Source organism: Undibacterium sp. TJN25 (assembly GCF_049339885.1).
GTDB lineage: Bacteria > Pseudomonadota > Gammaproteobacteria > Burkholderiales > Burkholderiaceae_D > Undibacterium.
The window spans coordinates 275,155-295,029 of sequence record NZ_JBMPPM010000004.1; the positions used below are offsets into that span (position 1 = coordinate 275,155).

Genomic DNA, 19,875 nt, shown 5'->3' on the forward strand with positions numbered 1-19,875 from the left:
TGAGCGCGCCGCTGATAATTTTAATAAGTCGGCATCGCCGGATCAACTTCCTGTGCCCATGCATGGACGCCACCTGTCAGGTTGATCACTTTGGAAAAACCCTGGCGCTCCAGAAAATCGGCCACCTGCATGCTGCGCCCGCCGTGGTGGCAGATGCAGACGATCTCCGCATCAGGCTCCAGCTCATTGGCGCGCTCAGGCACGCTCTGCATCGGCATTAAAATCACGCCGCTGATATGACAGGTCTCGTGCTCCCAAGGTTCCCTGACATCCAGCAGAACCGGCGAGTTTTTTGTCTTGTCCGCCAGGCGGCCGGCGAGTTCCTGCGCTGAAATGTGTTCCATGGTCGCCCGCCTTAAAAAGAAAAGCTGGACGGCTGCACTGCCTGCGGCAGCGGCTGCACCACGGTTTCAAACAACGCGACAGCCTTGAAAGCATCCTGGGCAGTGCGCGTTACAATTTCAGCCGACATCACCGGCAATTGCCCCACAACGGCAAACAGGCGGCCCCCCACCTTCAGTTGCTGCAACAGGCCGTCCGGCACTGAAGGCAACGAACCATGCACAACGATCACATCGTAGGCGGCCGATGCGTTGGATTGCAGCGCATTGCCCTGCACCACTCCCACATTCAGCACTCCATTTTTCGACAAATTCTGCTCCGCCAGCGCTTTCAGTTCCGCATCGCCTTCTACTGCGGTGACCTTGGCCGCGCGGTGACCCAGCAAGGCGGCCAGGTAGCCGGAACCTGCGCCAACCAGCAGCACCTGTTCATGTTTATTGACAGCCAGTTCCTGCAAAATGCGTGCTTCCAGTTTCGGCGACAGCGAATACGCGCCTTTCGACAAAGGCAGCTCAGTGTCTGAAAACACCAGGCCGAGCTGGCTCTCCGGAAAGAAATTCTCGCGCTTGACGATCACCAGCATGTCCAGCACGTCCTGGTTCAACACGTTCCAGGGGCGAATCTGCTGCTCAATCATGTTAAAGCGTGCTTGTTCGATATTCATGTTCTTAACTCGGTAGCATTAATGAGGAACCCGCATTTTATCAAATGCAGCTGGTGCAATGCCTGAAGAATGTATGGAAATGTATTCATCCGGCCTTAAATCCGCCAAACCGGCAGATTCGGCTCCGTTCCAGGCCCCGGAACCGCGTTTGCGCGGTGGCTAGACCAGAATGCCGTTTAAAATCATGTCCATATATGCGTCTATATAAGGGGCCAGCTCATCTTCCGTCACGCTGCAGGCATTGGCTGAATGCCGGGAAATCATCTGCATGATGATGGGCGCGATCAATATACGCGGCGCCATCTCCAGGTTCATCGGCCGTATTTCGCCGCGAGCGATGCCCCGCTTCAGCATGCGCGCCACCATTGCGTCGCTGCGGGAAATCACCTCTTCGTTATAAAACTGCGCCAGCTCGGGAAAATTGCAGGCTTCGGCCATCATCAGCTTGCTCAGGCCCGAAAGCTTGGTATTACCCATCACCTGCCACCAGCCCATGATGATCTCGCGAAACAACTCCGCGCTGGTGCCGGTGAACTGGTCCACGGTTTCTTCCGCCTGGCCTATCATCGGCACGACATTTTCCCGCACCACCGTCTTGAACAACTCTTCCTTGCTGCTGAAGTACAGATACAGCGTCCCTTTGGACACACCTGCATTTTTTGCAATATCGTCCAGGCGCGTCGCCGCAAATCCACGCTCGACAAAGAGGTCGAGGGCAGCGGACAACAGTTCCTGGGGGCGCGCGTCTTTACGACGTTCCCAACGGGGTTTTGAATCGGCAGACATAATCAGGCTAGGCACACTAACTTACTCGCGAGTCAGTAATGTAATCCCACCAGGCCAGAGCGTCAAGTTCCACCCGTTGCCGCATCATTTTATTGCATGGAGCAGAGTGTGCCCGAGTTGATGGATATCCAACAATTACTATGCGACAAACCAGCGAAATAGAGGCTTGAATTTGAAAATACCGGGTACAGGATGCAATCGCGGCGATCCGGCTGCCGTTTCAGGTTACCATTCGGCTGCAACTTACAGCCCGAATCATGAAACAGCCATCCCATCAGCAAGCTGCTCCCCTTTCCATGCCGCCTCCGCTGGCCTGCCGTCCAGGTTGCGGAGCCTGCTGCATCGCCCCTTCTATTTCCAGCCCCATACCCGGCATGCCGGATGGCAAACCCGCTGGAATTCGCTGCATACAATTAACCGACGAGCTTCAATGCGCGATCTTCGGCCGGCCCGAACGCCCGGCATGCTGCGGCGGCCTGGCTGCCAGCGAAGAGATGTGTGGCACTGGACGTGAGTACGCACTTCAATGGATAGGCAAGCTGGAAGAAATGACGCGTCCGGACGCACTTTTCTGAAACCAGGCCTACACCGCCTGCCTCCTCATATCAAGACAGCACGCTTTGCATTCGCACACCGGTAGCAGGCTTATTTATTTTGAAAGCTTGTTGCCCCTGCGACACAATGGAGGCTTTCACCTAATTTTATTCGCTCAAGTCGGGAGCATAATTGATATAAAGCAATTAGGAGAGCTCGATGACTGATTTACCTGAAATAGCACCAAACCCGCTGGGATATGACCCCAACAGGCTGCTCGACGCACTCATAGAGCTATTAAAGCTTAAAAACGATGCCGCCCTGGCAAGGGCGCTGGAAGTAGCCCCCCCCATCATCAGCAAGATACGGCACCGCACCATGCCCGTTGGTGCCTCCATGCTGATACGCATGAATGAAATCAGCGGTCTGGACATCAGCCAGCTGCGCTACATCATGGGCGACCGGCGCGGCAAATTCCGCATCAGCGACAAACAGTTCAAACCCAAAGACAAGCTGTAGCACCGCCCCGGGGAGGCCGGTGTGCACGGAATCTCCCCGCCACGCTTTCCTGCTTGCGTCCGCCTGCGAAGGTGGGGAAAATACCTGTAGCCGCCCGGCTGCGGCTTGCCATTTCCTGCACCAAAAACATCACGGGCAGCGGTGCTCGTGGTAACCTTCGTGCCGGTCAAACGCTTTCAATTTCTTAGAGGCAGCTGCAAAATTGCGCTGGCATTGGTGCGCGCTCCAGCTGCCCCATTCATAGACGGGGCGTCCCCTGCGGCTTCGCCACATGTGACCGGCCTGACTTCGCAACAGCTTCTTAACAAAACAAACCCTATGGAACTACTCCTCGCCGCAAAAGTCATCATCATGGGTATCGTGGAAGGCTTGACCGAATTCCTGCCCATTTCCTCCACCGGCCATCTGATCCTGGCCGGCAGCCTGCTGAATTTCACCGGCGAGAAGGTAAAAGTCTTCGAGATCGTGATCCAGGCCGGCGCCATATTTGCCGTATGCTGGGAATACCGGCAAAAGATAGCGTCCGTGCTGGGCGGCCTGACGCACGACCCCAAGGCGCGCAAGTTCGCCATGAATGTCATCATCGCCTTCTTGCCGGCAGCAGTGCTGGGCTTGCTGTTCAGCAAAAAAATCAAGCAATACCTGTTTGCCCCGGTGCCGGTGGCGCTGGCCTTCATCATCGGCGGCGTCATCATCCTGTGGGTGGAGCGCAAACAAGGCAACGCAGCGGCAGCGGCGCAGGTCAATGCGGTGGAAGACATGAGCGCCGTCGATGCGCTGAAAATCGGCCTGGCCCAGGCGTTTGCGCTGATCCCCGGCACCAGTCGTTCCGGCGCGACGATTATCGGCGGCATGATTTTCGGGCTGTCGCGCAAGGCCGCGACCGAGTTTTCTTTTTTCCTCGCCATTCCCACGCTGCTCGGCGCTACCGTATACTCCCTGTATAAAGAGCGCGCGCTGCTGTCGGCGGCGGACATGCCGATGTTCGGGCTGGGCACCGTTGCCGCCTTCATATCGGCATTTTTCTGCGTGCGCTGGCTGCTGCGCTACATCAGCTCGCACGACTTTACCGCGTTTGCCTGGTACCGCATCGTGTTTGGCCTGATGATCCTGGCAACAGCCTATACCGGCGTCATCACCTGGGCAGATTAAAAAGAATTACGGAAGCAAGAGTGGATATAGTAGAAGCAAAAGCAGAAGCAAGCCAGGGCGCCAGCCTGGAAGACGGCGCGCTGCATTTATTGCAGACCGTTTTCGGCTATCCGTCGTTCCGCGACCAGCAGGCACGCATCGTGCAGCACGTTGCCGGCGGCGGCGATGCACTGGTGCTGATGCCAACCGGCGGCGGCAAATCCCTGTGCTATCAGATCCCGGCGCTGCTGCGCCGCGGCGTCGGCATCGTCGTCTCCCCGCTGATCGCCCTGATGCAGGACCAGGTCGATGCGCTGGCCGAAGTCGGCGTGCGCGCCGCCTTCCTCAATTCCACGCAGTCTTTCGATGAAGCGATGCGCATAGAAAGGATGATGCGCAACAGCGAGCTGGACCTGGTGTATATCGCGCCGGAAAGGCTGATGACGCAGCGCTGCCTGGACCTGCTGGACGCCACCGACCTGGCGCTGTTCGCCATTGATGAAGCCCACTGCGTATCGCAGTGGGGCCATGATTTCCGCCCCGAATACATCAAGCTGTCCATCCTGCACGAGCGCTTCCCGCACGTGCCGCGCATTGCGCTGACAGCCACCGCCGACCAGCAGACCCGCGAAGAAATCATCCACAGGCTGCAGCTGGAAGAGGCGCTGCAATTCGTCTCCTCTTTTGACCGCCCCAACATCCGCTATCAGATTGTTGAAAAGGCCAATGCCCGCAAGCAGGTGCTGGACTTCATCGAAGCGCAGCACAAGAACGACGCCGGCATCGTGTACTGCCTGTCGCGCAAGAAAGTGGAAGAAACCGCCGAGTTCCTGAATGAAAGCGGGCTTACCGCGCTGCCCTACCATGCCGGCATGGACTTTGCGACGCGCAGCAAGAACCAGTCGCGCTTCCTGCGTGAAGAAGGCATCGTCATGGTTGCCACCATCGCCTTCGGCATGGGCATAGACAAGCCAGACGTGCGTTTTGTCGCCCATCTGGACCTGCCCAAAAGCATAGAAGGCTACTACCAGGAGACCGGCCGCGCCGGCCGCGACGGCGCTTCCGCCAATGCGTGGATGGCCTATGGCCTGCAGGACGTGGTACAGCAGCGCCGCATGATAGACGAATCCGAAGCTAATGAAACCTTCAAACGGGTACAAGGCATCAAGCTCGACGCGATGCTGGGCCTGTGCGAAACCCTGAACTGCCGACGCGTCCATATCCTGGACTATTTCGGCCAGCAGGCCGGGCCTTGCGGCAACTGCGACACCTGCCTTAACCCGCCAAGCTCGTTTGACGGCAGCGTTGCTGCGCAAAAAATTCTGTCCACCGTGTACCGTGTGGACCAGCGCTTTGCCGCCGGCCATGTGATCGACATCCTGCGGGGCATCGACACCGACCGTGTCAAGCAATGGCGGCATGACCAGCTGTCCACCTACGGCATAGGGTCCGACAAGAGCGAGGCCGAATGGCGCGCACTGGTGCGCCAGCTGATCGCGCTGGGCCTGATTTCAGTCGATTATGAATCCTATAGCTCGCTGAAGCTGACCGACAGTTCGCGTGCCGTGCTGCGCGGCGAACAGAAGGTGCAGTTGCGGCAATACCAGAAACCGCAAAAAGCGGTCAAGCACAAGCGCCAGTCTGCCAAGGACTATGCGGAAACCAGCCTGTCCGACACCGAGCAGGCAATCTTCGACAAGCTGCGCTGGTGGCGCGTGGAAACTGCGCGCAAGCACAATGTGCCGGCTTACGTGATCTTCCACGATTCGACGATGCGCGAGATCGCCAAGGCGCATCCTTCTTCGCTGGACGACCTGCGCGGCGTATCCGGCGTCGGCGAGAAAAAGCTGGAAACCTATGGCGAAGAAATTGTCGCCCTGATCTCGGAATTCGCTTAACGAGGAGCGCAGCATGTCCCGCACCGAACGCCTGCTGGATCTGATGCAACTTTTGCGCACGCACCGCTATCCGGTCACCGGCACGTCGCTGGCGTCCGAACTGGGCATCAGCGTGCGCAGCCTGTACCGCGACATCGCCACCCTGCAAAGCCAGGGCGCAAAAATCGAAGGCGAGCCGGGGCTGGGTTACGTATTGCGCCCGGGCTTTACGCTGCCGCCGCTGATGTTTTCCGAAGAAGAAATCGAAGCTATCGTACTCGGCTCGCGCTGGGTCGCGGAGCGCACCGATACCCGCCTGAGCCGCGCCGCCAACGATGCGCTGGCAAAAATCGCCGCCGTGCTGCCGGCCGAATTGCGGCATGACCTGGATTCCTCCGGCCTGCTGGTCGCCCCTTCGTACGGACTGGAAGTCAATGATGAGCAGATGGCGCAGGTGCGCCACGCCATACGCGCCGAGCGCAAGCTGGAACTCAGCTACCGCGACCTGAAGGAAGATATCAGCCAGCGTATCATCTGGCCCTGCGCCCTGGCCTTTTTTGACCAGGTGCGCATGATCGTCGCCTGGTGCGAGCTGCGCCAGAGCTTCCGCCATTTCCGCGTGGACCGCATTACCGCGCTGACGGTCAGCGAAAGCCGCTATCCGCGGCGGCGCCAGGCACTGATAAAAGAATGGCGCCAGGAAATGGATTTGCAGAAGTGGCCCTGAACGGCGTCGAGAAAGTGGCCTTGATATGACAGCCGGGGTACACTGGCACAGTTTTGGGGCAAAAGCCCTGCAGTAAAATTGCAACAGCTAATGGACTGTTCTTCCCGTCCGCATCGCATTTCGCCTGCCCGGCTTTTTAAGGAGTCCGCATGTCGCAAGCTCTGTCGCCCCATCCCGCCATTCCCCGCCCCGCCGATGAAGCCGCCCGCCTGGAAGCCCTGCGCAGTTATGCGCTGCTGGACAGCGAAGCCGATGCCGATTTCGATTTCCTGGCCGAGATGGCGGCGCTCATCTGCGAAGTGCCTTACGCCGTCATCACGCTGGTGGATGCGGAAAGGGTGTGGGTCAAATCCTCCTTCGGCCGCCAGGCGCAGCAATTGCCGCGCGACGAAGAATACTGCTCCTGGACCATATTGGAAGAAAGCAGCCTGCATATCCCCAACCTGAGCGCCGACGCCCGCACCGCCTATCTGCCGCTGACTACCGGTGAACCGCACTACATGATGTACTGCGGCGCCAACCTGATCACGTCCGACGGCTACCGTATCGGCGCGCTGTGCGTGATGGATACCCAGATGCGTGCGCTCAGCGGCCAGCAGGTCAGGATGCTGACCAGGCTGGCCTGCCAGGTGATGGCGCTGATAGAACTGCGCGCCAAGGACAGGGAACTGAGCGCCGCGCTGTCCGTCATGCAAAAACTGGCCACCTACGACGACCTGACCGGCCTGCTGAACCGCCGCGCACTGCTGGCCCGCCTGCAGGAAGAAGTGGAACGCGCGCGCCGCATCGTGCACCCGCTCAGCATCATCATGCTGGACCTGGACCATTTCAAGCAGATCAACGACAGCCACGGCCACCTGGCGGGCGACGTGGTGCTGCACGGCGTCGGCAAATTCATGAAGGACCGGCTGCGCGTGACCGATAGCGCAGGCCGCTACGGCGGCGAAGAAATTTGCCTGATCCTGCCCGGCACCACGCTGGAAGACGCTGCCGCCGTCGCCGAAAAACTGCGCCAGGCGCTGGCCTCAAGCTCGTTTGCCACATCCGGCGGCAGCATCAGCGTATCGGCCAGCTTCGGCGTCGTCTCGGGCCAGCCCGGCCCGGAACTCAGCCCGGAAGCCTTGCTGGATGCCGCCGACAGGGCCATGTACCGCGCCAAGGAAAACGGGCGCGACCGCGTCGAGGCCGGCCAGGAAATATAAGGCGGCCACATCAGGGCCGGGCCGCATGCTACTGACAGAAACTGACATCTCCCGAAGTGACAATGGTTCACCCGGCGCAATCCAGCGCCAAGGGAACACTCACCAAGGAGATGACCATGCCCCATCCCAACTTCATTTTGCTGTACGTGGACAATCCCCAGCAAAGCGCCAAGTTTTACGCACCGCTGCTGGATAAGCAGCCAATGGAATCCTCACCCGGCTTCGTCATGTTTGCACTGGATTCCGGCATGATGCTGGGCCTGTGGTCCAAGCATACGGTAGAACCCGCCGCTCCCAAAATCCCGCTGGGCGGCAGCGGCGAACTGGCCTTTGCGGTGGCCGACGCCGCTGCAGTCAAAGCGCTCTACGCTGAATGGCAGCAGCGCGGCCTGCAGATACTGCAGCAGCCTGTCAGCATGGATTTCGGTTTCACCTTTACCGCCGTAGACCCGGACGGCCACCGCCTGCGCGTGTTTGCCCCTTACGACCCAGCGTTGTAGGCCGCAAGCCATAAAAAAACCGCGATACTCAGATCGCGGTTCAAGGTTTGTTCTCATAGGGCACCCTGCTGCAAGGCAGGCAAGCTGTATATTCAGCGCTTGCTGAACACCAGGTCCCACACGCCGTGGCCGAGACGCAGGCCGCGGTTTTCAAACTTGGTCACCGGGCGGTAGTCCGGCCGTGGCGCATAGCCTTCGGCGGTGTTTTGCAACGCGGGTTCTGCCCCCAGTACTTCCAGCATCTGCTGTGCGTACTCTTCCCAGTCGGTGGCGCAATGCAGGTAGCCGCCCGGCGCAATCCGCGACGCCAGCAAGGCCACCAGCGGGCCCTGTATCAAGCGCCGCTTGTTATGCCGCGCCTTATGCCAAGGGTCAGGGAAAAACACGTGCACGCCCGCCAGCGACGCCGGCGCAATCATGTGCGTCAGTACTTCAAACGCGTCATGCTGGATCAGGCGCAGGTTCTGCAAGCCGTTCTCATCGATCAGCTTCAGCAGGCTGCCGACACCCGGCGTATGCACTTCCACGCCAATAAAATTCTTGTCCGGCATGCCGCCCGCAATCTTCGCCGTGGTCTCGCCCATGCCGAAACCGATTTCCAGGATGGTAGGCGCAGCCCGGCCAAACGGCGCCGACAGGTCGAGTGTTTCCTTTTGATAAGGAATGCAAAACTGCGGTCCCAGTGTCTCTATCGCCCGCCCCTGCGCAATGGACAAACGCCCCGCACGCGTCACAAAACTGCGGATGCGGTGCTCGGTAGGATCATAAAACAGGGGTTTGCCGCTATCGGCCGGTTTGTTATCAGACATGCTAGAAAATGAGAATAAAATGAATTCCGCTGGCGGAATATCGGGAATAGAGAGTTGCCATTTTGCTGCGGAACGGGAGAATCCAATGCAATCCGGGATACTCCGCGTTTCCAGAGTGTGACATTCTACCAGAGCGTGATTGTGCTCAGTCTGTTTTGCGGGTAGCGCTGCCTTGGAGCGGGTGAAGGGAATCGAACCCTCGTCGTAAGCTTGGGAAGCTTCTGCTCTGCCATTGAGCTACACCCGCGGCAAACCCATATTACGGCTTTTCACGCCGCTTGCAAATCAGCTATACAGGTATGAGGTCATGATGTCCTGATCCGGCAAATTCACGATTTCACATGAAACGCATGCGCCATGTCGATAAACGCGCGCAATGCCGACGACATTTGCCGCTGGCGCGGGTAATACAGCATGAAGCCCGGCACCGGCGGGCACCAGTCCTCCATGACGGAAACCAGTTTGCCTGATGCCAACAGCGGCGTCACGATATCATCGCTGACAAAGGCCAACCCTATGCCGTCGAGGGCGCCGTGTACGGACAGTTGCAGGTCGCCTACCGTCAGCCGCCCTTTTACGTCGACCTCCATCTGCATGCCGTCTTTTGCCAGTTCCCATTTATAGACAGCGCCGCTTGGAAAGCGGTAACGGATGCATTCGTGCCGGTGCAAATCATCCGGGTGGTGCGGAACGCCGTACCGTTTCAGGTAATCCGGTGAGCCGATGAGGACGAAACGGTGACTGGGGCCAAAGGAGACGGCGATCATGTCTTCCGGCACTGCCTCTTCATAACGAACGCCTACATCGAAACCGGCGCCTACAATATCAACCAGGCCGTCGTCGCTGACTATCTCCAGATGGATATCAGGGTAAGCGTCCAGGAAGCGCTGCATCAGCGGTGCAATCAGTTGCTGCGCTGCATTGCGCGAGGTGTTGATCCGTAGCGTGCCGCTGGGTGTAGCGCGAAAGCTGTTCATTTCTTCCAGCGCATTGCTGACGTCGCCCAGCGCCGGTTGCAACCTTTCCAGCAGGCGTTTTCCGGCATCGCTGAGCGCTACGCTGCGCGTGGTGCGGTTGAACAGTGTGACACCGAGACGGTCTTCCAGCGTGCGGATTGCATAGCTGACGGCCGACGCGGACAGCGCAAGGTCGGCGGCCGCTTTGCGGAAGCTGCTGTGCCGCGCGACCGATGCGAAGACGGCAAGATGGGAGAGATTGTCGAGTTGCATGATTATGCAGAATTTTGCATCAAACCATGCAAATCTTCAAGTTTGTTACAGAAATGTCCTGGGCTTATTATGCAGATGCACAAAACAATCACTTGCTATGAAAGGATGATTCTATGTTCCAGGTACACGGCTATGCCGCCCATGATGCACAATCGCCCCTAATCCCCTATCAGTTCGAACGCCGCGATCCAGGCGTCAATGACGTACAGATTGAAATCCTTTACACCGGCGTCTGCCATTCCGACTTGCATCAGGCGCGCGACGATTGGGGCGGCTCCCTTTACCCTATGGTTCCCGGCCATGAAATCGTCGGCCGCGTGGTCCGCGTCGGCTCGGGGGTTAAAAAATTCAAGGCCGGCGATCTGGCAGGCGTAGGCTGCATGGTCGACTCCTGCCGCCACTGTTCGGCATGTCGGGAAGACCTGGAGCAATACTGCGAAGAAGGCGTGACGGTCACCTACAACGGCAAGGAACGCAACAGTGAAAGCCTCACCTTTGGCGGCTATTCCGAGCAGATCGTCGTGGACGAACGCTTTGTGGTGAAAGTTTCTCCCGCACTGGACCTGAAGGCAGTGGCGCCGCTGCTCTGCGCTGGCATCACGACCTACTCGCCATTGCGCCACTGGAAAGTCGGGCCAGGCCAGAAAGTCGGCGTCATCGGCTTGGGTGGCCTTGGGCACATGGGAATCAAGTTTGCCAAGGCGCTGGGTGCGCAGGTAGTAATGATTACGACTTCGCCGGACAAGGGAAAGGATGCCGCGCGGCTGGGCGCCGACGAGGTGCTGCTGTCGCGCGATACCGCGGCAATGGAAGCACATCGCGGCAGTTTTGATTTCCTGTTGAATACCATCCCGGTGGCGCATGACCTGAACCCGTACACGGCACTACTCAAGCGGGACCGTACCATGGCGCTGGTGGGCGTGCTGACCGAGATCACCCCGCCGATTACCGGCGTCAGTCTGATTATCGGCCGTAAGTCCATCGCGGGCTCGGCGATTGGCGGCATGGCGGAAACGCAGGAGATGATGGATTTTTGCGCCGAGCACGGCATCGTCAGCGATATAGAGATGATCGCCATTCAGGATATCAACCATGCCTACGAGCGCTTGCTGAAGAACGATGTGAAGTACCGCTTCGTCATCGACATGGCGACGCTGAAAAACCTGGCCAGCTAAACATCTGTTCCACTGCTACGATGCCCGCTGTCCACGCAGCCGGCATCGCTTTTATTTTGCCTTCTCCACCACCACGATATTGATCTCCTTGCTGGAGATGTAATACGGCACGTGCTTGAAGTCGGCAAACAGCAGGCGCAGCGTGTGTTTGCCCGGCGGCAGGTCCAGCAGCGCTTCGGTTTCGCCGCTGCCGAAATGCTTGTAGTGCTGGTGGGCGTATTCATTCGGCTTGTCAAACGGGATGGGCGCCTTGATGTCTGCCGGCATGGGCATGTCGATCAGGATATGGTGGTGGCCGGTGCCGGGAATACTACCGGCGGCAACCGGCGCGACACCCATGCCGGTGACGGCAAACGCGACGCGGAAAGGCGTCTTGACCTGGTCCCCGTCCTTGATGTTGACGAAGTAGGCCGTTTTCTCGCCAACGGGGAAAGGCCGCGTGCGTTCCGATGCGCTGACGGTACTGATGATGGAATCAGTGTCCACGCTAGGTTTGGCATCCTTGTCTTTTGTTACGGCAGCCGCGTGGGCTGTGGACAGGAACAAGGTGGTAATAGTCAGCATGGCCGCGGCGGACCTTGTGGCGAAGCTCAAAAAAGTGATCATAAGGCCCGGTATTGGTGAGGTAGGTCAGTTGTCGGTAAGCACCTAAAGCTGCGTGCCATTCTATCAAGCTTTGCAGCCGGACGAAAAACGCGTGTGTATATGCCTGCATGCTGCAAGCCGGTTCAAACGCTTAACGGCTTCCCGGCCCCTTTCCCCAGATCGTCTACTTCGCCGGCTTATTTTTCAAGGCAGCCAGTTGCTCCTGCATTTCCCCAGCAGCTTGCAGCATTTTTTGCTGCATAGGCGCCATCTGTTTCGGCATCTGGCTAAGGATGGATTGTGCGATCTGCGGCATCTTGGTGACAAATACCTGGCCGGTGGGGCTTTCATAGAAAGCGATCAGGCCGTCCACGTCTTCCTGCGTCAGGCTGGCGCTGTATATCTCCAGGTACATGGGCTTCATCTTTTCCATGCTCAGTTCTTCATTGATGATGGCAACGGCTTTTGCCCTGAAGTCGTCCAGGATCTTCTGCTCTGCAGGTGTTATGTCCGTTCCCTGCATGGCCTGGGCCATTACCTGCTTGGTCATTGCCTGCACTTGCGGGCGCATGGCATCCAGCACCTGTTCGGCGTGGGCGACGGTCATCAGTTTTTCTATCGACTCCTTGGTGGGTGCAGCTGCGTGGGCATTGAAGGAAAGCAGCGCCGCGGCGCAGAAAGAAGAGATCAGTGAGAAGCGGTATTTCATGGTAGTTCCTTATCAGGTGAAGAATGCCCCGGCAGCGTTGCCGATAATCGGATTAACGGGCAGCAGTATGCCTAGAATAGACAAATATTGGGCATTTAATTGGTAGTTATTTAACAACTAGCTAAAAATAAAGCGTATTGCATTAAAGAAATCTATCCGCTTGTTGCTAGGGAGTACAAACTGCGCTAGTGTTTAGGACTTCGCTATATACCGCAATCTGCCTCTTCCCGGCTGAGAATACTTCAGGAGCTGTCTTATATGTCCACCCACACCCCGCTTGAACCCGCAGAGACGGAAGAAGCCAGTAACCAGGAATTGCTGGATGCATTCCTGCGCGGGGCCGGCCTGGGGAACAATACGATAGGCCTGGGGGCAGGCTCCAAACTGACGCCGGAACTGATGGAAATGCTGGGCAAGCTGCTGGCGGCATCCGTGCACGGCGCCCACGGCTTGCTGGCGCGGCGCACGCAGGTCAAACGCGAAGTGAACGCCGACATGACGATGGTCGTACGCCGCAATAACAACCCGCTCAAGTTTTTACAGGACTCCGACACCATCATGCTGCAGATGCTGCGCAAGAAAATGCCGGGCTTCATGGACCCGGTATCGGCGATGCAGGAAGCCTTTCTGGACATGCACGCTCACCAGAGCGCGCTGGTTGCGGGCATGCAGGCCGCCTTGCTGGACATGATGGAGCGCTACAACCCCGAACACGTGATCCAGCAGACGCCGCCCGAAGGCACACTGGAGAACATGTTCCCGGCCAAGCGCAAGGCCAGGATGTGGGACAAACAAGTGGAAAGGTTCCAGATCGTGCGGCGCGAGGTGCTGCAGGAGTCGCAAGCGCCTTTCGGCAATGCGTTTTTGAGTGGCTATGAGGCAGAGATCACCCGTTGTGAAGACGAGGCTGATGGAGACAAGTGAAACAGCCGTTATCGGACTGCAGTTGCGGTCCGCGCAGATCTGCGACGCAGGCGGCAGAACAAGCAACCAGGACGCGCTGCTCAGCGCGCGGCAGGGCGATCTTGCCTGCTATGTGGTGGCCGACGGCGCCGGCGGCCATGCCGGCGGCGAGGTAGCCTGCAAGCTGGCGACCGAAGGCCTGATCGCCGCCTTTGCGGCGGAGCCGGAATTCAGTGGCCAGGCGCTGCGTTATTATGCCGACCGCGCCAATATCGAGATAGGCAATGCCCAGCTGGAGCAACCGGCCCGGCATGAAATGAGCAGCACCGTGGCGGCACTGCTGATAGACACGCGGCGCGGGGCAGCGCTGTGGGCGCACCTGGGCGACACGCGAATCTACCTGTTCCGCCAGAAAAAAATCGTCTTTGCGAGCAAGGACCATAGCCTGGTGCAGCAGTTCGTGGACGCGGGATATAGCACCGGCGAACAGATCCGCACCCATCCGCAACGCAATATCCTGTATGCCGCGCTGGGCGCGGCGGACGATACGCCGGTGGAAGTGACCGAATACGGCATGCCGCTGCAGGCTGGAGATGTTTTTTTGCTATGTACGGACGGCTTGTGGGAATGGGTGCTGGAGAACGAGATGGAAGCGGAACTGGCCAGGGCCACATCGCCGGAGGACTGGCTGGAAGGCATGCAGACGCTTGCTGGCCGCAGATTTGCCCAATCCGGTGCGATTCGCGACAATACAACAGCTTTTGCGGTCTGGATCAGCGCTTCTACGGTGTAATGCCACGGAAATTTCATAGACACGCTGTATGATAGCAACAATATTACGCCAAACAGATCAATGAATACACCCGCCCCCGAACAAGACGATGACCTGACGCGCCTTGATACCCGGCAGATCAACCCCGCCACCGCTGTTCATGCGGGCTCGGAGAATTGTCTGCCCATAGGGTCGCGCCTGGGGGATTTTGAGATCACCGGCATCGTCGGCGAAGGTGGTTTCGGCATTGTCTACCTGGCGTTTGACCATAGCCTGCGCCGTACCGTGGCCATCAAGGAATACATGCCGGTGGCACTGGCCGGGCGCGGTGTAGACGACAGCGTGCTGATACGCTCCGTCAAGCATACGGACGCCTTCGGCGCCGGTCTGGAAAGCTATATCAACGAGGCTCGCCTGCTGGCCCAGTTCGACCACCCTTCTCTGGTCAAGGTGTACCGTTTCTGGAAGCAGAACAAGACTGCGTACATGGCGATGCAGTATTACGAAGGCCACACACTGAAGCACATTGCGGAATTCAATCCCGAGATCATCAATGAAGCCTGGCTGACCAATATGCTGCGCGCCATCATCGGCGCGCTGGAAACCCTGTACAGCGCGCAGATCCTGCACCGCGATATTTCTCCTGAAAACATCATGATCCAGCATAACGGCGTGCCCGTGCTGCTGGATTTCGGCGCTGCGCGCCAGGTCATCGGCGGTACTCCGCAAGACCTGACGGTGATCCTGAAGCCCAGCTTTGCGCCGGTGGAGCAGTACGCAGACGATTCCAACCTGATCCAGGGCCAGTGGACCGACATCTATGCGCTGTGTGCCGTAGCCTACAGCGTCATCGCCAGAAAAACGCCGCCGGGCTCGGTCACGCGCATGATCAAGGACCCGATGCAGCGCCTGCAAGACCTGGCGCCGCCGGGCTACAGCCATGCATTCCTGGCTGCCATCGACCAGGGCCTGAGCGTGCTGCCGGAGTTTCGCCCGCAATCCACCGCGGAATTCCGCGCACTGCTGAGCCTGGAAGCCGCACCCAAGCTGGCGCCGCAAGTCCATGCAAAGGTGCCGCCGCAGTTTACCGCTCGCGTGACACCCGCCAGCCCGCTGCCCCCTGGGGCAATACCAAATGCCCACACATCGCCTGTTTCCGGAGAAGCCGGCGAACCGGACGATGACGACAAAACCATGTTGGCGGTGCCTGTTGCGGACAAACCCGCAGCAGCCTCAGCATCCAAGCCAGCGGGAAAAACCGCCAAAGATGCTGCGCCAGGTGCGACAACGGCAATGGCAGCGAAAACCCAAGGCTGGCACTGGCGCTGGGACCATACGCTGTCTGCTGCAGTGCTGGTTATTGCGGCAGCCGGCATCTGGCTATGGACCAGCGGCGGCAAGCCAGCCACTCCGGCTACGGCCGATACCGCCGGCAGCCCTGCCAGCAGCGTCGCGGCCACGCCGGCGCCTGCCAGCAATGCCGCTGCGACCACGGCATCGGCCGCCGACAGCGTCGCACACCTGAATCCCGTTTTCGATGCCGCACCTACTGTTGCCAGCACTCCGGCAGCGGCTGCCGCCAGTACCGCATCTCAACTGGCCGTTACGCTGGACAAGAATGAAACCATAGTGACGGATGTTGCCGCCGCCGATGCCAGCAAAGCAGCCGAAGTGCTCCCCACGGGCACTGTATCGCTGAACATCAAGCCTTGGGGTACGCTGTATATCAACGGTACGAATAAGGGCGTCAGCCCGCCGCTGAAAAAACTACAGTTACCTCCCGGCAAGTATCAGGTTAAAATTGTCAATCCGAATTTCCCGGACTACCAGACGGATGTGCAGCTGGCAAACAAAAAAACCGTCGCCGTGGCGCACGATTTCACCGCGCAGGGCAGCACTCCCTGAACACTTCTCGCTCAGCCAAGAGGATGCGGGTGAAGTCTTGCTGCCGCCTGCCGCCATTCGCTGCCGGATCCGGACCTAACCAAGGGCTATCGCAATGAAACCAATTTTTTTACGCTTTTCCACGCTGAGTGCTGCTGTTAGCGTTGTCATCGGCGCCGCCATTCTGGCGGGCTGTGCCATCCCTGAACAAGGCAAACCGGCTTCGCCGGCGACACCCAAACCAACTGCCAGCAGCCCGGCGCCAAGCGCACCGGCGCCGGCACCTGTCGTGGTTCCGCCCTCTGCCGCGCAGCAAGCGCTGACGGACGGGATGGACCTGTACGACAAAGGGGACTTTAATGGCGCAATCAAGAAATTGTCCGGCTCGCCCGACATCTGGACCGCTGACAAGAGCGTGCAGCTGTCCGCCCTGAAAACCATGGCCTTCTCGTATTGCGTCAGCTCGCGCCAGACACTGTGCCGCCAGCAGTTTGAAAAAGCGCTGAGGCTGGACCCGGCATTCGACCTGGAACCAGGCGAAAAGCAGCACCCGCTGTGGGCGCCGGTATTCGAGCAAGCCAAGAAAAGGGTCGCTGCGGCGGAACGCAAGGCAGCGGCGCCTGCGCGCAAACCTGCCGCCAAGCCGGCTGCCACGCCGCAATAAATTACCGCATCATAGGCTCAGCCCCTGCCCTTCGGCATCGGCCGCATCAAGGAAATCGCGCATCAGCGTCAAACGTTGCTGGGCGATTTTTTTGGATGTCTCCAGTGCCAGCTTTCCCGGCAATTCCTCCAGGTTTTTTCTCAGCACACGCAAGGCATCCTGATGCTGGATAAAGCGTGTGTCGCGCCCGGTCTTGCTGACGGTGCGCAAGATGCCGACCGCCCCCAACTGCTCCAGGATATCGGCGTCGCGCAGTAGCTTCCCCTCCATGCTGTGCGGGCTCCCTGACGGCAGGTGTTCACGGATTGCCTGCACAACGAGAGGGATTTTATTTGCGGGAAAATCCCATCGCTGAAGTAGCACGGGAACCTGTTCCACCGCGTATTTGACGTTGTCCCAAACGGCCAGCGCGGCCGGCTCCGTGGGCCTGTGTCCGATAAAAACACCCATGTCATGCAGCCAGGCGGCCGCATGCAGCACATCGTCGTCGTAGTCTTGCGCCGGCGCCAGGCTGCAGGCCAGCGTATAGAGCCGGGGCTGGTGGCTGAATTTGTCGGGAGGCAGGGCTGCCTCCCGGATAAAGTTTTCTATCTCGGTACGGTAAGTCATCGTGCTGTGTTTTCACGCTATCTACTGTGGAAACACCATCTTACCGCATGGAGACGGGCCTTTTAAGCTGTCAGCGCTTCTTCGACAAAATCCAGCCTGTCCTGGCCCCAGAAAAACTCTTCGCCGACGAAAAAACTGGGCGCACCGAAAATCTTGCGCTGCACGGCCTGTTCGGTGTTTTTCTTTAGCAGGTCTTTGACTTCAGGGTTGCTGATCATCGCCATGAAGTCCGCCGCATCGAAGCCGGCGGCCGCTAGCACTGCGGCAAGCTGGGCGGGATCATTAAGGTTTTTCGGCTCTTCAAACATTGCGTGAAAAACAGCCGCATTATAGGTGTCGAATTCTTTTTTTCCGCGCAGCTGCATGCCGGTGGCGCCGCGCATCAGCGTCAGCGTGTTGATCGGAAAATACGGATTCATCGTGAAATTGACGCCATACCTTTTGGCCCAGCGTTCCAGATCCACCTGCGAATGCTCGGCTTTCAGTGGAATTTCGGCAGGGCTATGGTTGCCGGTGGCCTGGAAGATGCCGCCCAGCAGTACGGGTTTCCAGATGATCTCTGCGCCTTGCCTGGCGGCGATCACCGGCAGGTGGTGGTAGGCGAGATAGGTATAGGGGCTGCCGAAATCGTAGTAGAACTCTACCTGTTTGCTCATATTGCCTCCATTGATTTTGTCATTGAACGGACGGTGGTGGATGGCGGCCTGCCTGGCCGCTCTGCTCTTTGCCTCTTTTTTACCAGCGTTCCATCCACGGACGCAAGTCCAGCTCATGCGTCCACGCATCTTTGGGCTGGCTGTGCAGGTACCAGTAGTTTTCAGCAATGTGTTCCGGTTTCAGGATGCCGTCCTGCTCTTTCAGCGCATAGCGTTCGGGGAAATTGCTGCGGATGAATTCGGTGTCAATGGCGCCATCGACCACCACGTGGGCGACATGAATATTGCGCGGCCCCAGCTCTCGCGCCATGCTTTGCGCCAGCGCCCGCAAGGCGTGCTTGGCGCCAGCAAATGCGGCAAAATTGGCGGAGCCGCGCAAGCCGGCGGTGGCGCCGGTGAACAGGATAGTGCCCCTGCCGCGCGTGACCATGCGTTTTGCCACCTCGCGCCCAGCCAGGAAACCGCCCAGGCAAGCCATTTCCCATATCTTGAAATACTTGCGCGCAGTCTCATCCAGGATGCTGCACGGCACGTTGGCGCCGATGTTGAAGACCATCACTTCTATCGGTCCGATGTCACGTTCTATCTGCTCCACCAGCGCGATTACTTCTTCTTCCTTGCGCGCATCGGATGCAAAGCCGCGCGCCTGGCCGCCTTCGGCGATAATTTCATCGATCAGCGGCTGCAGCTTGTCGCTGTTGCGCCGGGTAGCGCAGGCGACCAGGCCTTCTTTCGCAAAACGTTTGGCGATGGCGCCGCCGGTTGCATCGCCGGCGCCAATGATCAGCGCCGCCCCTGTTCTTATTGCCGTTGCCTGATATGTCATGCTGTCTCCTCCGTTTTTTTGAACAAAAATCCTTTTAGATAACGAACGTTATGTTATGATTTGCGACATGTCAAGCACATTCTGTCCATTAAAACCATGCGATACAGCCCCGAACATAAAACCGCAATGAGGAAGCACCTGCTGGCAACAGCGGGCGCCGAAACCAAGAAAAAAGGCTTCGCCGCAGTCGGTGTAGATGGCCTGATGCATGCCGCCGGTGTCACCAGCGGCGCGTTCTATAGCCATTTTTCATCAAAAAATGAATTATTCAAGGCCGTCATCGAAACGGAGCTGCAAGACAGCATCAAGATGCTGGTCGGCAATCCGCATCAGGATCTGACAGCCTGGCTGGATCACGAATCCAGCCGCTACCTGACGATGAGCCATGTGCGTCACCCGGAAGCGGGTTGCGTGCTGCCTGCGCTGGGTGCAGAAATCGCCCGGGCAGACGATAGCGTCAAGGAATTGCACGAGCAGCAGATGCTGGAAGCGCGGAACATGCTGGCCGCGCGGCTGGGAGACGATACCGCTGCGTGGGGCTTCATTGCGCAATGCGTAGGCTCCCTGCTGCTGGCGCGGGCCATGGCCAGTGAAGATGTTCAGCGCGAAGTGATCAATGCCAGCAGGGAGTTTCTGCAACGCGCGATCACAAAGGAGACAGGTAATGAACGTGAGCAGGGCCCGGCGCCTGAATAATGTGTCCAGGCATCAACTTCTTCCTGTTGCTGCATTGTGCGGGGGTTTGCTAAGCTTATAATTGACTCAATTTCTC

23 protein-coding genes and 1 tRNA gene are annotated in these 19,875 nt (G+C 58.6%); 13 read left to right on the forward strand and 11 right to left on the reverse strand.

Annotated elements, in window-relative coordinates; translation table 11 throughout:
• Positions 1–20: 20 nt before the first annotated feature.
• From ACO0LO_RS11400 to ACO0LO_RS11410, 3 genes are all read right to left on the reverse strand, one after another.
• Entirely contained in the window at positions 21–344 is a 324-nt protein-coding gene (locus ACO0LO_RS11400; RefSeq protein WP_422964349.1) for a rhodanese-like domain-containing protein, read from the reverse strand.
• A gap of 11 nt (positions 345–355) precedes the next feature.
• Positions 356–1,006 (reverse strand): protein-L-isoaspartate O-methyltransferase family protein, encoded by a 651-nt coding sequence (locus ACO0LO_RS11405; RefSeq protein WP_422964350.1) that lies wholly within the window; start codon positions 1,004–1,006, stop codon positions 356–358.
• A 159-nt stretch (positions 1,007–1,165) separates the two neighbouring features.
• The gene (locus ACO0LO_RS11410; RefSeq protein ID WP_422964351.1) at positions 1,166–1,807 is read right to left on the reverse strand and encodes a TetR/AcrR family transcriptional regulator; all 642 of its coding nucleotides are present in this window, start codon (positions 1,805–1,807) and stop codon (positions 1,166–1,168) included.
• 242 nt (positions 1,808–2,049) lie between these two features.
• On the opposite strand from ACO0LO_RS11410, the gene ACO0LO_RS11415 reads away from it, so the two are divergent.
• The 7 genes from ACO0LO_RS11415 to ACO0LO_RS11445 all read left to right on the forward strand — a co-directional run bounded on the left by ACO0LO_RS11415 (position 2,050) and on the right by ACO0LO_RS11445 (position 8,282).
• Positions 2,050–2,367 carry a YkgJ family cysteine cluster protein gene (locus ACO0LO_RS11415; RefSeq protein ID WP_422964352.1) on the forward strand — a complete coding sequence of 106 codons (318 nt, stop codon included), beginning with the start codon at positions 2,050–2,052 and terminating at the stop codon, positions 2,365–2,367.
• A 178-nt stretch (positions 2,368–2,545) separates the two neighbouring features.
• On the forward strand, positions 2,546–2,845 hold the full coding sequence (locus ACO0LO_RS11420; RefSeq protein ID WP_422964353.1) for a hypothetical protein: 300 nt from the start codon (positions 2,546–2,548) through the stop codon (positions 2,843–2,845).
• A 318-nt stretch (positions 2,846–3,163) separates the two neighbouring features.
• Positions 3,164–3,997, forward strand: a complete 834-nt coding sequence (locus tag ACO0LO_RS11425; RefSeq protein ID WP_422964354.1) for an undecaprenyl-diphosphate phosphatase — start codon at positions 3,164–3,166, stop codon at positions 3,995–3,997.
• Between the two features lie 20 nt (positions 3,998–4,017).
• Positions 4,018–5,874, forward strand: a complete 1,857-nt coding sequence (gene recQ, locus ACO0LO_RS11430; RefSeq protein ID WP_422964355.1) for a DNA helicase RecQ — start codon at positions 4,018–4,020, stop codon at positions 5,872–5,874.
• A gap of 13 nt (positions 5,875–5,887) precedes the next feature.
• Positions 5,888–6,580, forward strand: coding sequence for a helix-turn-helix transcriptional regulator (locus ACO0LO_RS11435; RefSeq protein WP_422964356.1), 693 nt, complete (start codon positions 5,888–5,890; stop codon positions 6,578–6,580).
• A 149-nt stretch (positions 6,581–6,729) separates the two neighbouring features.
• Complete coding sequence (locus tag ACO0LO_RS11440) at positions 6,730–7,782, forward strand: GGDEF domain-containing protein (protein WP_422964357.1); 1,053 nt, start codon at positions 6,730–6,732, stop codon at positions 7,780–7,782.
• Positions 7,783–7,898: 116 nt separating this feature from the next.
• On the forward strand, positions 7,899–8,282 hold the full coding sequence (locus tag ACO0LO_RS11445) for a VOC family protein (protein ID WP_422964358.1): 384 nt from the start codon (positions 7,899–7,901) through the stop codon (positions 8,280–8,282).
• A gap of 92 nt (positions 8,283–8,374) precedes the next feature.
• Here ACO0LO_RS11445 and trmB read toward each other — a convergent pair whose 3' ends face one another.
• The 3 genes from trmB to ACO0LO_RS11460 form a co-directional block, all read right to left on the reverse strand.
• Positions 8,375–9,091 (reverse strand): tRNA (guanosine(46)-N7)-methyltransferase TrmB, encoded by a 717-nt coding sequence (gene trmB, locus ACO0LO_RS11450; RefSeq protein WP_422964359.1) that lies wholly within the window; start codon positions 9,089–9,091, stop codon positions 8,375–8,377.
• Positions 9,092–9,264: 173 nt separating this feature from the next.
• Positions 9,265–9,338: transfer RNA gene (locus ACO0LO_RS11455), tRNA-Gly, on the reverse strand.
• A gap of 82 nt (positions 9,339–9,420) precedes the next feature.
• Complete coding sequence (locus ACO0LO_RS11460; protein WP_422964360.1) at positions 9,421–10,320, reverse strand: LysR substrate-binding domain-containing protein; 900 nt, start codon at positions 10,318–10,320, stop codon at positions 9,421–9,423.
• A 113-nt stretch (positions 10,321–10,433) separates the two neighbouring features.
• Here ACO0LO_RS11460 and ACO0LO_RS11465 point away from each other — a divergent pair, with 113 nt between their 5' ends.
• The gene (locus ACO0LO_RS11465; protein ID WP_422964361.1) at positions 10,434–11,495 is read left to right on the forward strand and encodes an NAD(P)-dependent alcohol dehydrogenase; all 1,062 of its coding nucleotides are present in this window, start codon (positions 10,434–10,436) and stop codon (positions 11,493–11,495) included.
• A 51-nt stretch (positions 11,496–11,546) separates the two neighbouring features.
• Here the strand turns inward: ACO0LO_RS11465 and ACO0LO_RS11470 are convergent, their stop codons facing one another.
• Both ACO0LO_RS11470 and ACO0LO_RS11475 read right to left on the reverse strand, forming a co-directional pair.
• A complete protein-coding gene (locus tag ACO0LO_RS11470) occupies positions 11,547–12,059 on the reverse strand; it encodes a DUF4399 domain-containing protein (RefSeq protein ID WP_422964362.1) in 513 nt (170 codons plus the stop codon).
• A gap of 205 nt (positions 12,060–12,264) precedes the next feature.
• Positions 12,265–12,789 (reverse strand): DUF2059 domain-containing protein, encoded by a 525-nt coding sequence (locus tag ACO0LO_RS11475; RefSeq protein WP_422964363.1) that lies wholly within the window; start codon positions 12,787–12,789, stop codon positions 12,265–12,267.
• Positions 12,790–13,047: 258 nt separating this feature from the next.
• On the opposite strand from ACO0LO_RS11475, the gene tagH reads away from it, so the two are divergent.
• From tagH to ACO0LO_RS11495, 4 genes are all read left to right on the forward strand, one after another.
• A complete protein-coding gene (tagH, locus tag ACO0LO_RS11480; protein WP_422964364.1) occupies positions 13,048–13,713 on the forward strand; it encodes a type VI secretion system-associated FHA domain protein TagH in 666 nt (221 codons plus the stop codon).
• A complete protein-coding gene (locus tag ACO0LO_RS11485) occupies positions 13,700–14,485 on the forward strand; it encodes a PP2C family protein-serine/threonine phosphatase (protein WP_422964365.1) in 786 nt (261 codons plus the stop codon). Before tagH ends, ACO0LO_RS11485 begins: the two co-directional genes overlap by 14 nt.
• A gap of 60 nt (positions 14,486–14,545) precedes the next feature.
• Positions 14,546–16,369, forward strand: a complete 1,824-nt coding sequence (locus tag ACO0LO_RS11490) for a protein kinase domain-containing protein (RefSeq protein ID WP_422964366.1) — start codon at positions 14,546–14,548, stop codon at positions 16,367–16,369.
• Positions 16,370–16,463: 94 nt separating this feature from the next.
• Complete coding sequence (locus tag ACO0LO_RS11495) at positions 16,464–17,012, forward strand: TssQ family T6SS-associated lipoprotein (RefSeq protein WP_422964367.1); 549 nt, start codon at positions 16,464–16,466, stop codon at positions 17,010–17,012.
• Positions 17,013–17,021: 9 nt separating this feature from the next.
• Here the strand turns inward: ACO0LO_RS11495 and ACO0LO_RS11500 are convergent, their stop codons facing one another.
• The 3 genes from ACO0LO_RS11500 to ACO0LO_RS11510 form a co-directional block, all read right to left on the reverse strand.
• Positions 17,022–17,621, reverse strand: a complete 600-nt coding sequence (locus tag ACO0LO_RS11500; protein ID WP_422964368.1) for an HD domain-containing protein — start codon at positions 17,619–17,621, stop codon at positions 17,022–17,024.
• Between the two features lie 62 nt (positions 17,622–17,683).
• Positions 17,684–18,277, reverse strand: a complete 594-nt coding sequence (locus ACO0LO_RS11505) for a 2-hydroxychromene-2-carboxylate isomerase (RefSeq protein ID WP_422964369.1) — start codon at positions 18,275–18,277, stop codon at positions 17,684–17,686.
• A gap of 79 nt (positions 18,278–18,356) precedes the next feature.
• Positions 18,357–19,103: an SDR family oxidoreductase gene (locus tag ACO0LO_RS11510; RefSeq protein WP_422964370.1), complete on the reverse strand. Its 747-nt coding sequence runs from the start codon at positions 19,101–19,103 to the stop codon at positions 18,357–18,359.
• Between the two features lie 126 nt (positions 19,104–19,229).
• On the opposite strand from ACO0LO_RS11510, the gene ACO0LO_RS11515 reads away from it, so the two are divergent.
• Complete coding sequence (locus tag ACO0LO_RS11515; protein ID WP_422964371.1) at positions 19,230–19,799, forward strand: TetR/AcrR family transcriptional regulator; 570 nt, start codon at positions 19,230–19,232, stop codon at positions 19,797–19,799.
• Positions 19,800–19,875 lie beyond the last annotated feature (76 nt).

Bases quoted from the DNA above. Each gene is read 5' to 3' on its own strand.
- ACO0LO_RS11420 (WP_422964353.1), top strand. From the start codon at position 2,546: ATGACTGATTTACCTGAAATAGCACCAAACCCGCTGGGATATGACCCC.
- ACO0LO_RS11510 (WP_422964370.1), bottom strand. From the start codon at position 19,103: ATGACATATCAGGCAACGGCAATAAGAACAGGGGCGGCGCTGATCATT.
- ACO0LO_RS11500 (WP_422964368.1), bottom strand. From the start codon at position 17,621: ATGACTTACCGTACCGAGATAGAAAACTTTATCCGGGAGGCAGCCCTG.
- ACO0LO_RS11400 (WP_422964349.1), bottom strand. From the start codon at position 344: ATGGAACACATTTCAGCGCAGGAACTCGCCGGCCGCCTGGCGGACAAG.
- trmB (WP_422964359.1), bottom strand. From the start codon at position 9,091: ATGTCTGATAACAAACCGGCCGATAGCGGCAAACCCCTGTTTTATGAT.
- ACO0LO_RS11465 (WP_422964361.1), top strand. From the start codon at position 10,434: ATGTTCCAGGTACACGGCTATGCCGCCCATGATGCACAATCGCCCCTA.
- ACO0LO_RS11435 (WP_422964356.1), top strand. From the start codon at position 5,888: ATGTCCCGCACCGAACGCCTGCTGGATCTGATGCAACTTTTGCGCACG.
- tagH (WP_422964364.1), top strand. From the start codon at position 13,048: ATGTCCACCCACACCCCGCTTGAACCCGCAGAGACGGAAGAAGCCAGT.
- ACO0LO_RS11415 (WP_422964352.1), top strand. From the start codon at position 2,050: ATGAAACAGCCATCCCATCAGCAAGCTGCTCCCCTTTCCATGCCGCCT.
- ACO0LO_RS11485 (WP_422964365.1), top strand. From the start codon at position 13,700: ATGGAGACAAGTGAAACAGCCGTTATCGGACTGCAGTTGCGGTCCGCG.
- ACO0LO_RS11445 (WP_422964358.1), top strand. From the start codon at position 7,899: ATGCCCCATCCCAACTTCATTTTGCTGTACGTGGACAATCCCCAGCAA.
- ACO0LO_RS11495 (WP_422964367.1), top strand. From the start codon at position 16,464: ATGAAACCAATTTTTTTACGCTTTTCCACGCTGAGTGCTGCTGTTAGC.
- ACO0LO_RS11505 (WP_422964369.1), bottom strand. From the start codon at position 18,277: ATGAGCAAACAGGTAGAGTTCTACTACGATTTCGGCAGCCCCTATACC.
- ACO0LO_RS11405 (WP_422964350.1), bottom strand. From the start codon at position 1,006: ATGAATATCGAACAAGCACGCTTTAACATGATTGAGCAGCAGATTCGC.
- ACO0LO_RS11515 (WP_422964371.1), top strand. From the start codon at position 19,230: ATGAGGAAGCACCTGCTGGCAACAGCGGGCGCCGAAACCAAGAAAAAA.
- ACO0LO_RS11425 (WP_422964354.1), top strand. From the start codon at position 3,164: ATGGAACTACTCCTCGCCGCAAAAGTCATCATCATGGGTATCGTGGAA.
- ACO0LO_RS11475 (WP_422964363.1), bottom strand. From the start codon at position 12,789: ATGAAATACCGCTTCTCACTGATCTCTTCTTTCTGCGCCGCGGCGCTG.
- ACO0LO_RS11440 (WP_422964357.1), top strand. From the start codon at position 6,730: ATGTCGCAAGCTCTGTCGCCCCATCCCGCCATTCCCCGCCCCGCCGAT.
- ACO0LO_RS11470 (WP_422964362.1), bottom strand. From the start codon at position 12,059: ATGCTGACTATTACCACCTTGTTCCTGTCCACAGCCCACGCGGCTGCC.
- ACO0LO_RS11460 (WP_422964360.1), bottom strand. From the start codon at position 10,320: ATGCAACTCGACAATCTCTCCCATCTTGCCGTCTTCGCATCGGTCGCG.
- ACO0LO_RS11490 (WP_422964366.1), top strand. From the start codon at position 14,546: ATGAATACACCCGCCCCCGAACAAGACGATGACCTGACGCGCCTTGAT.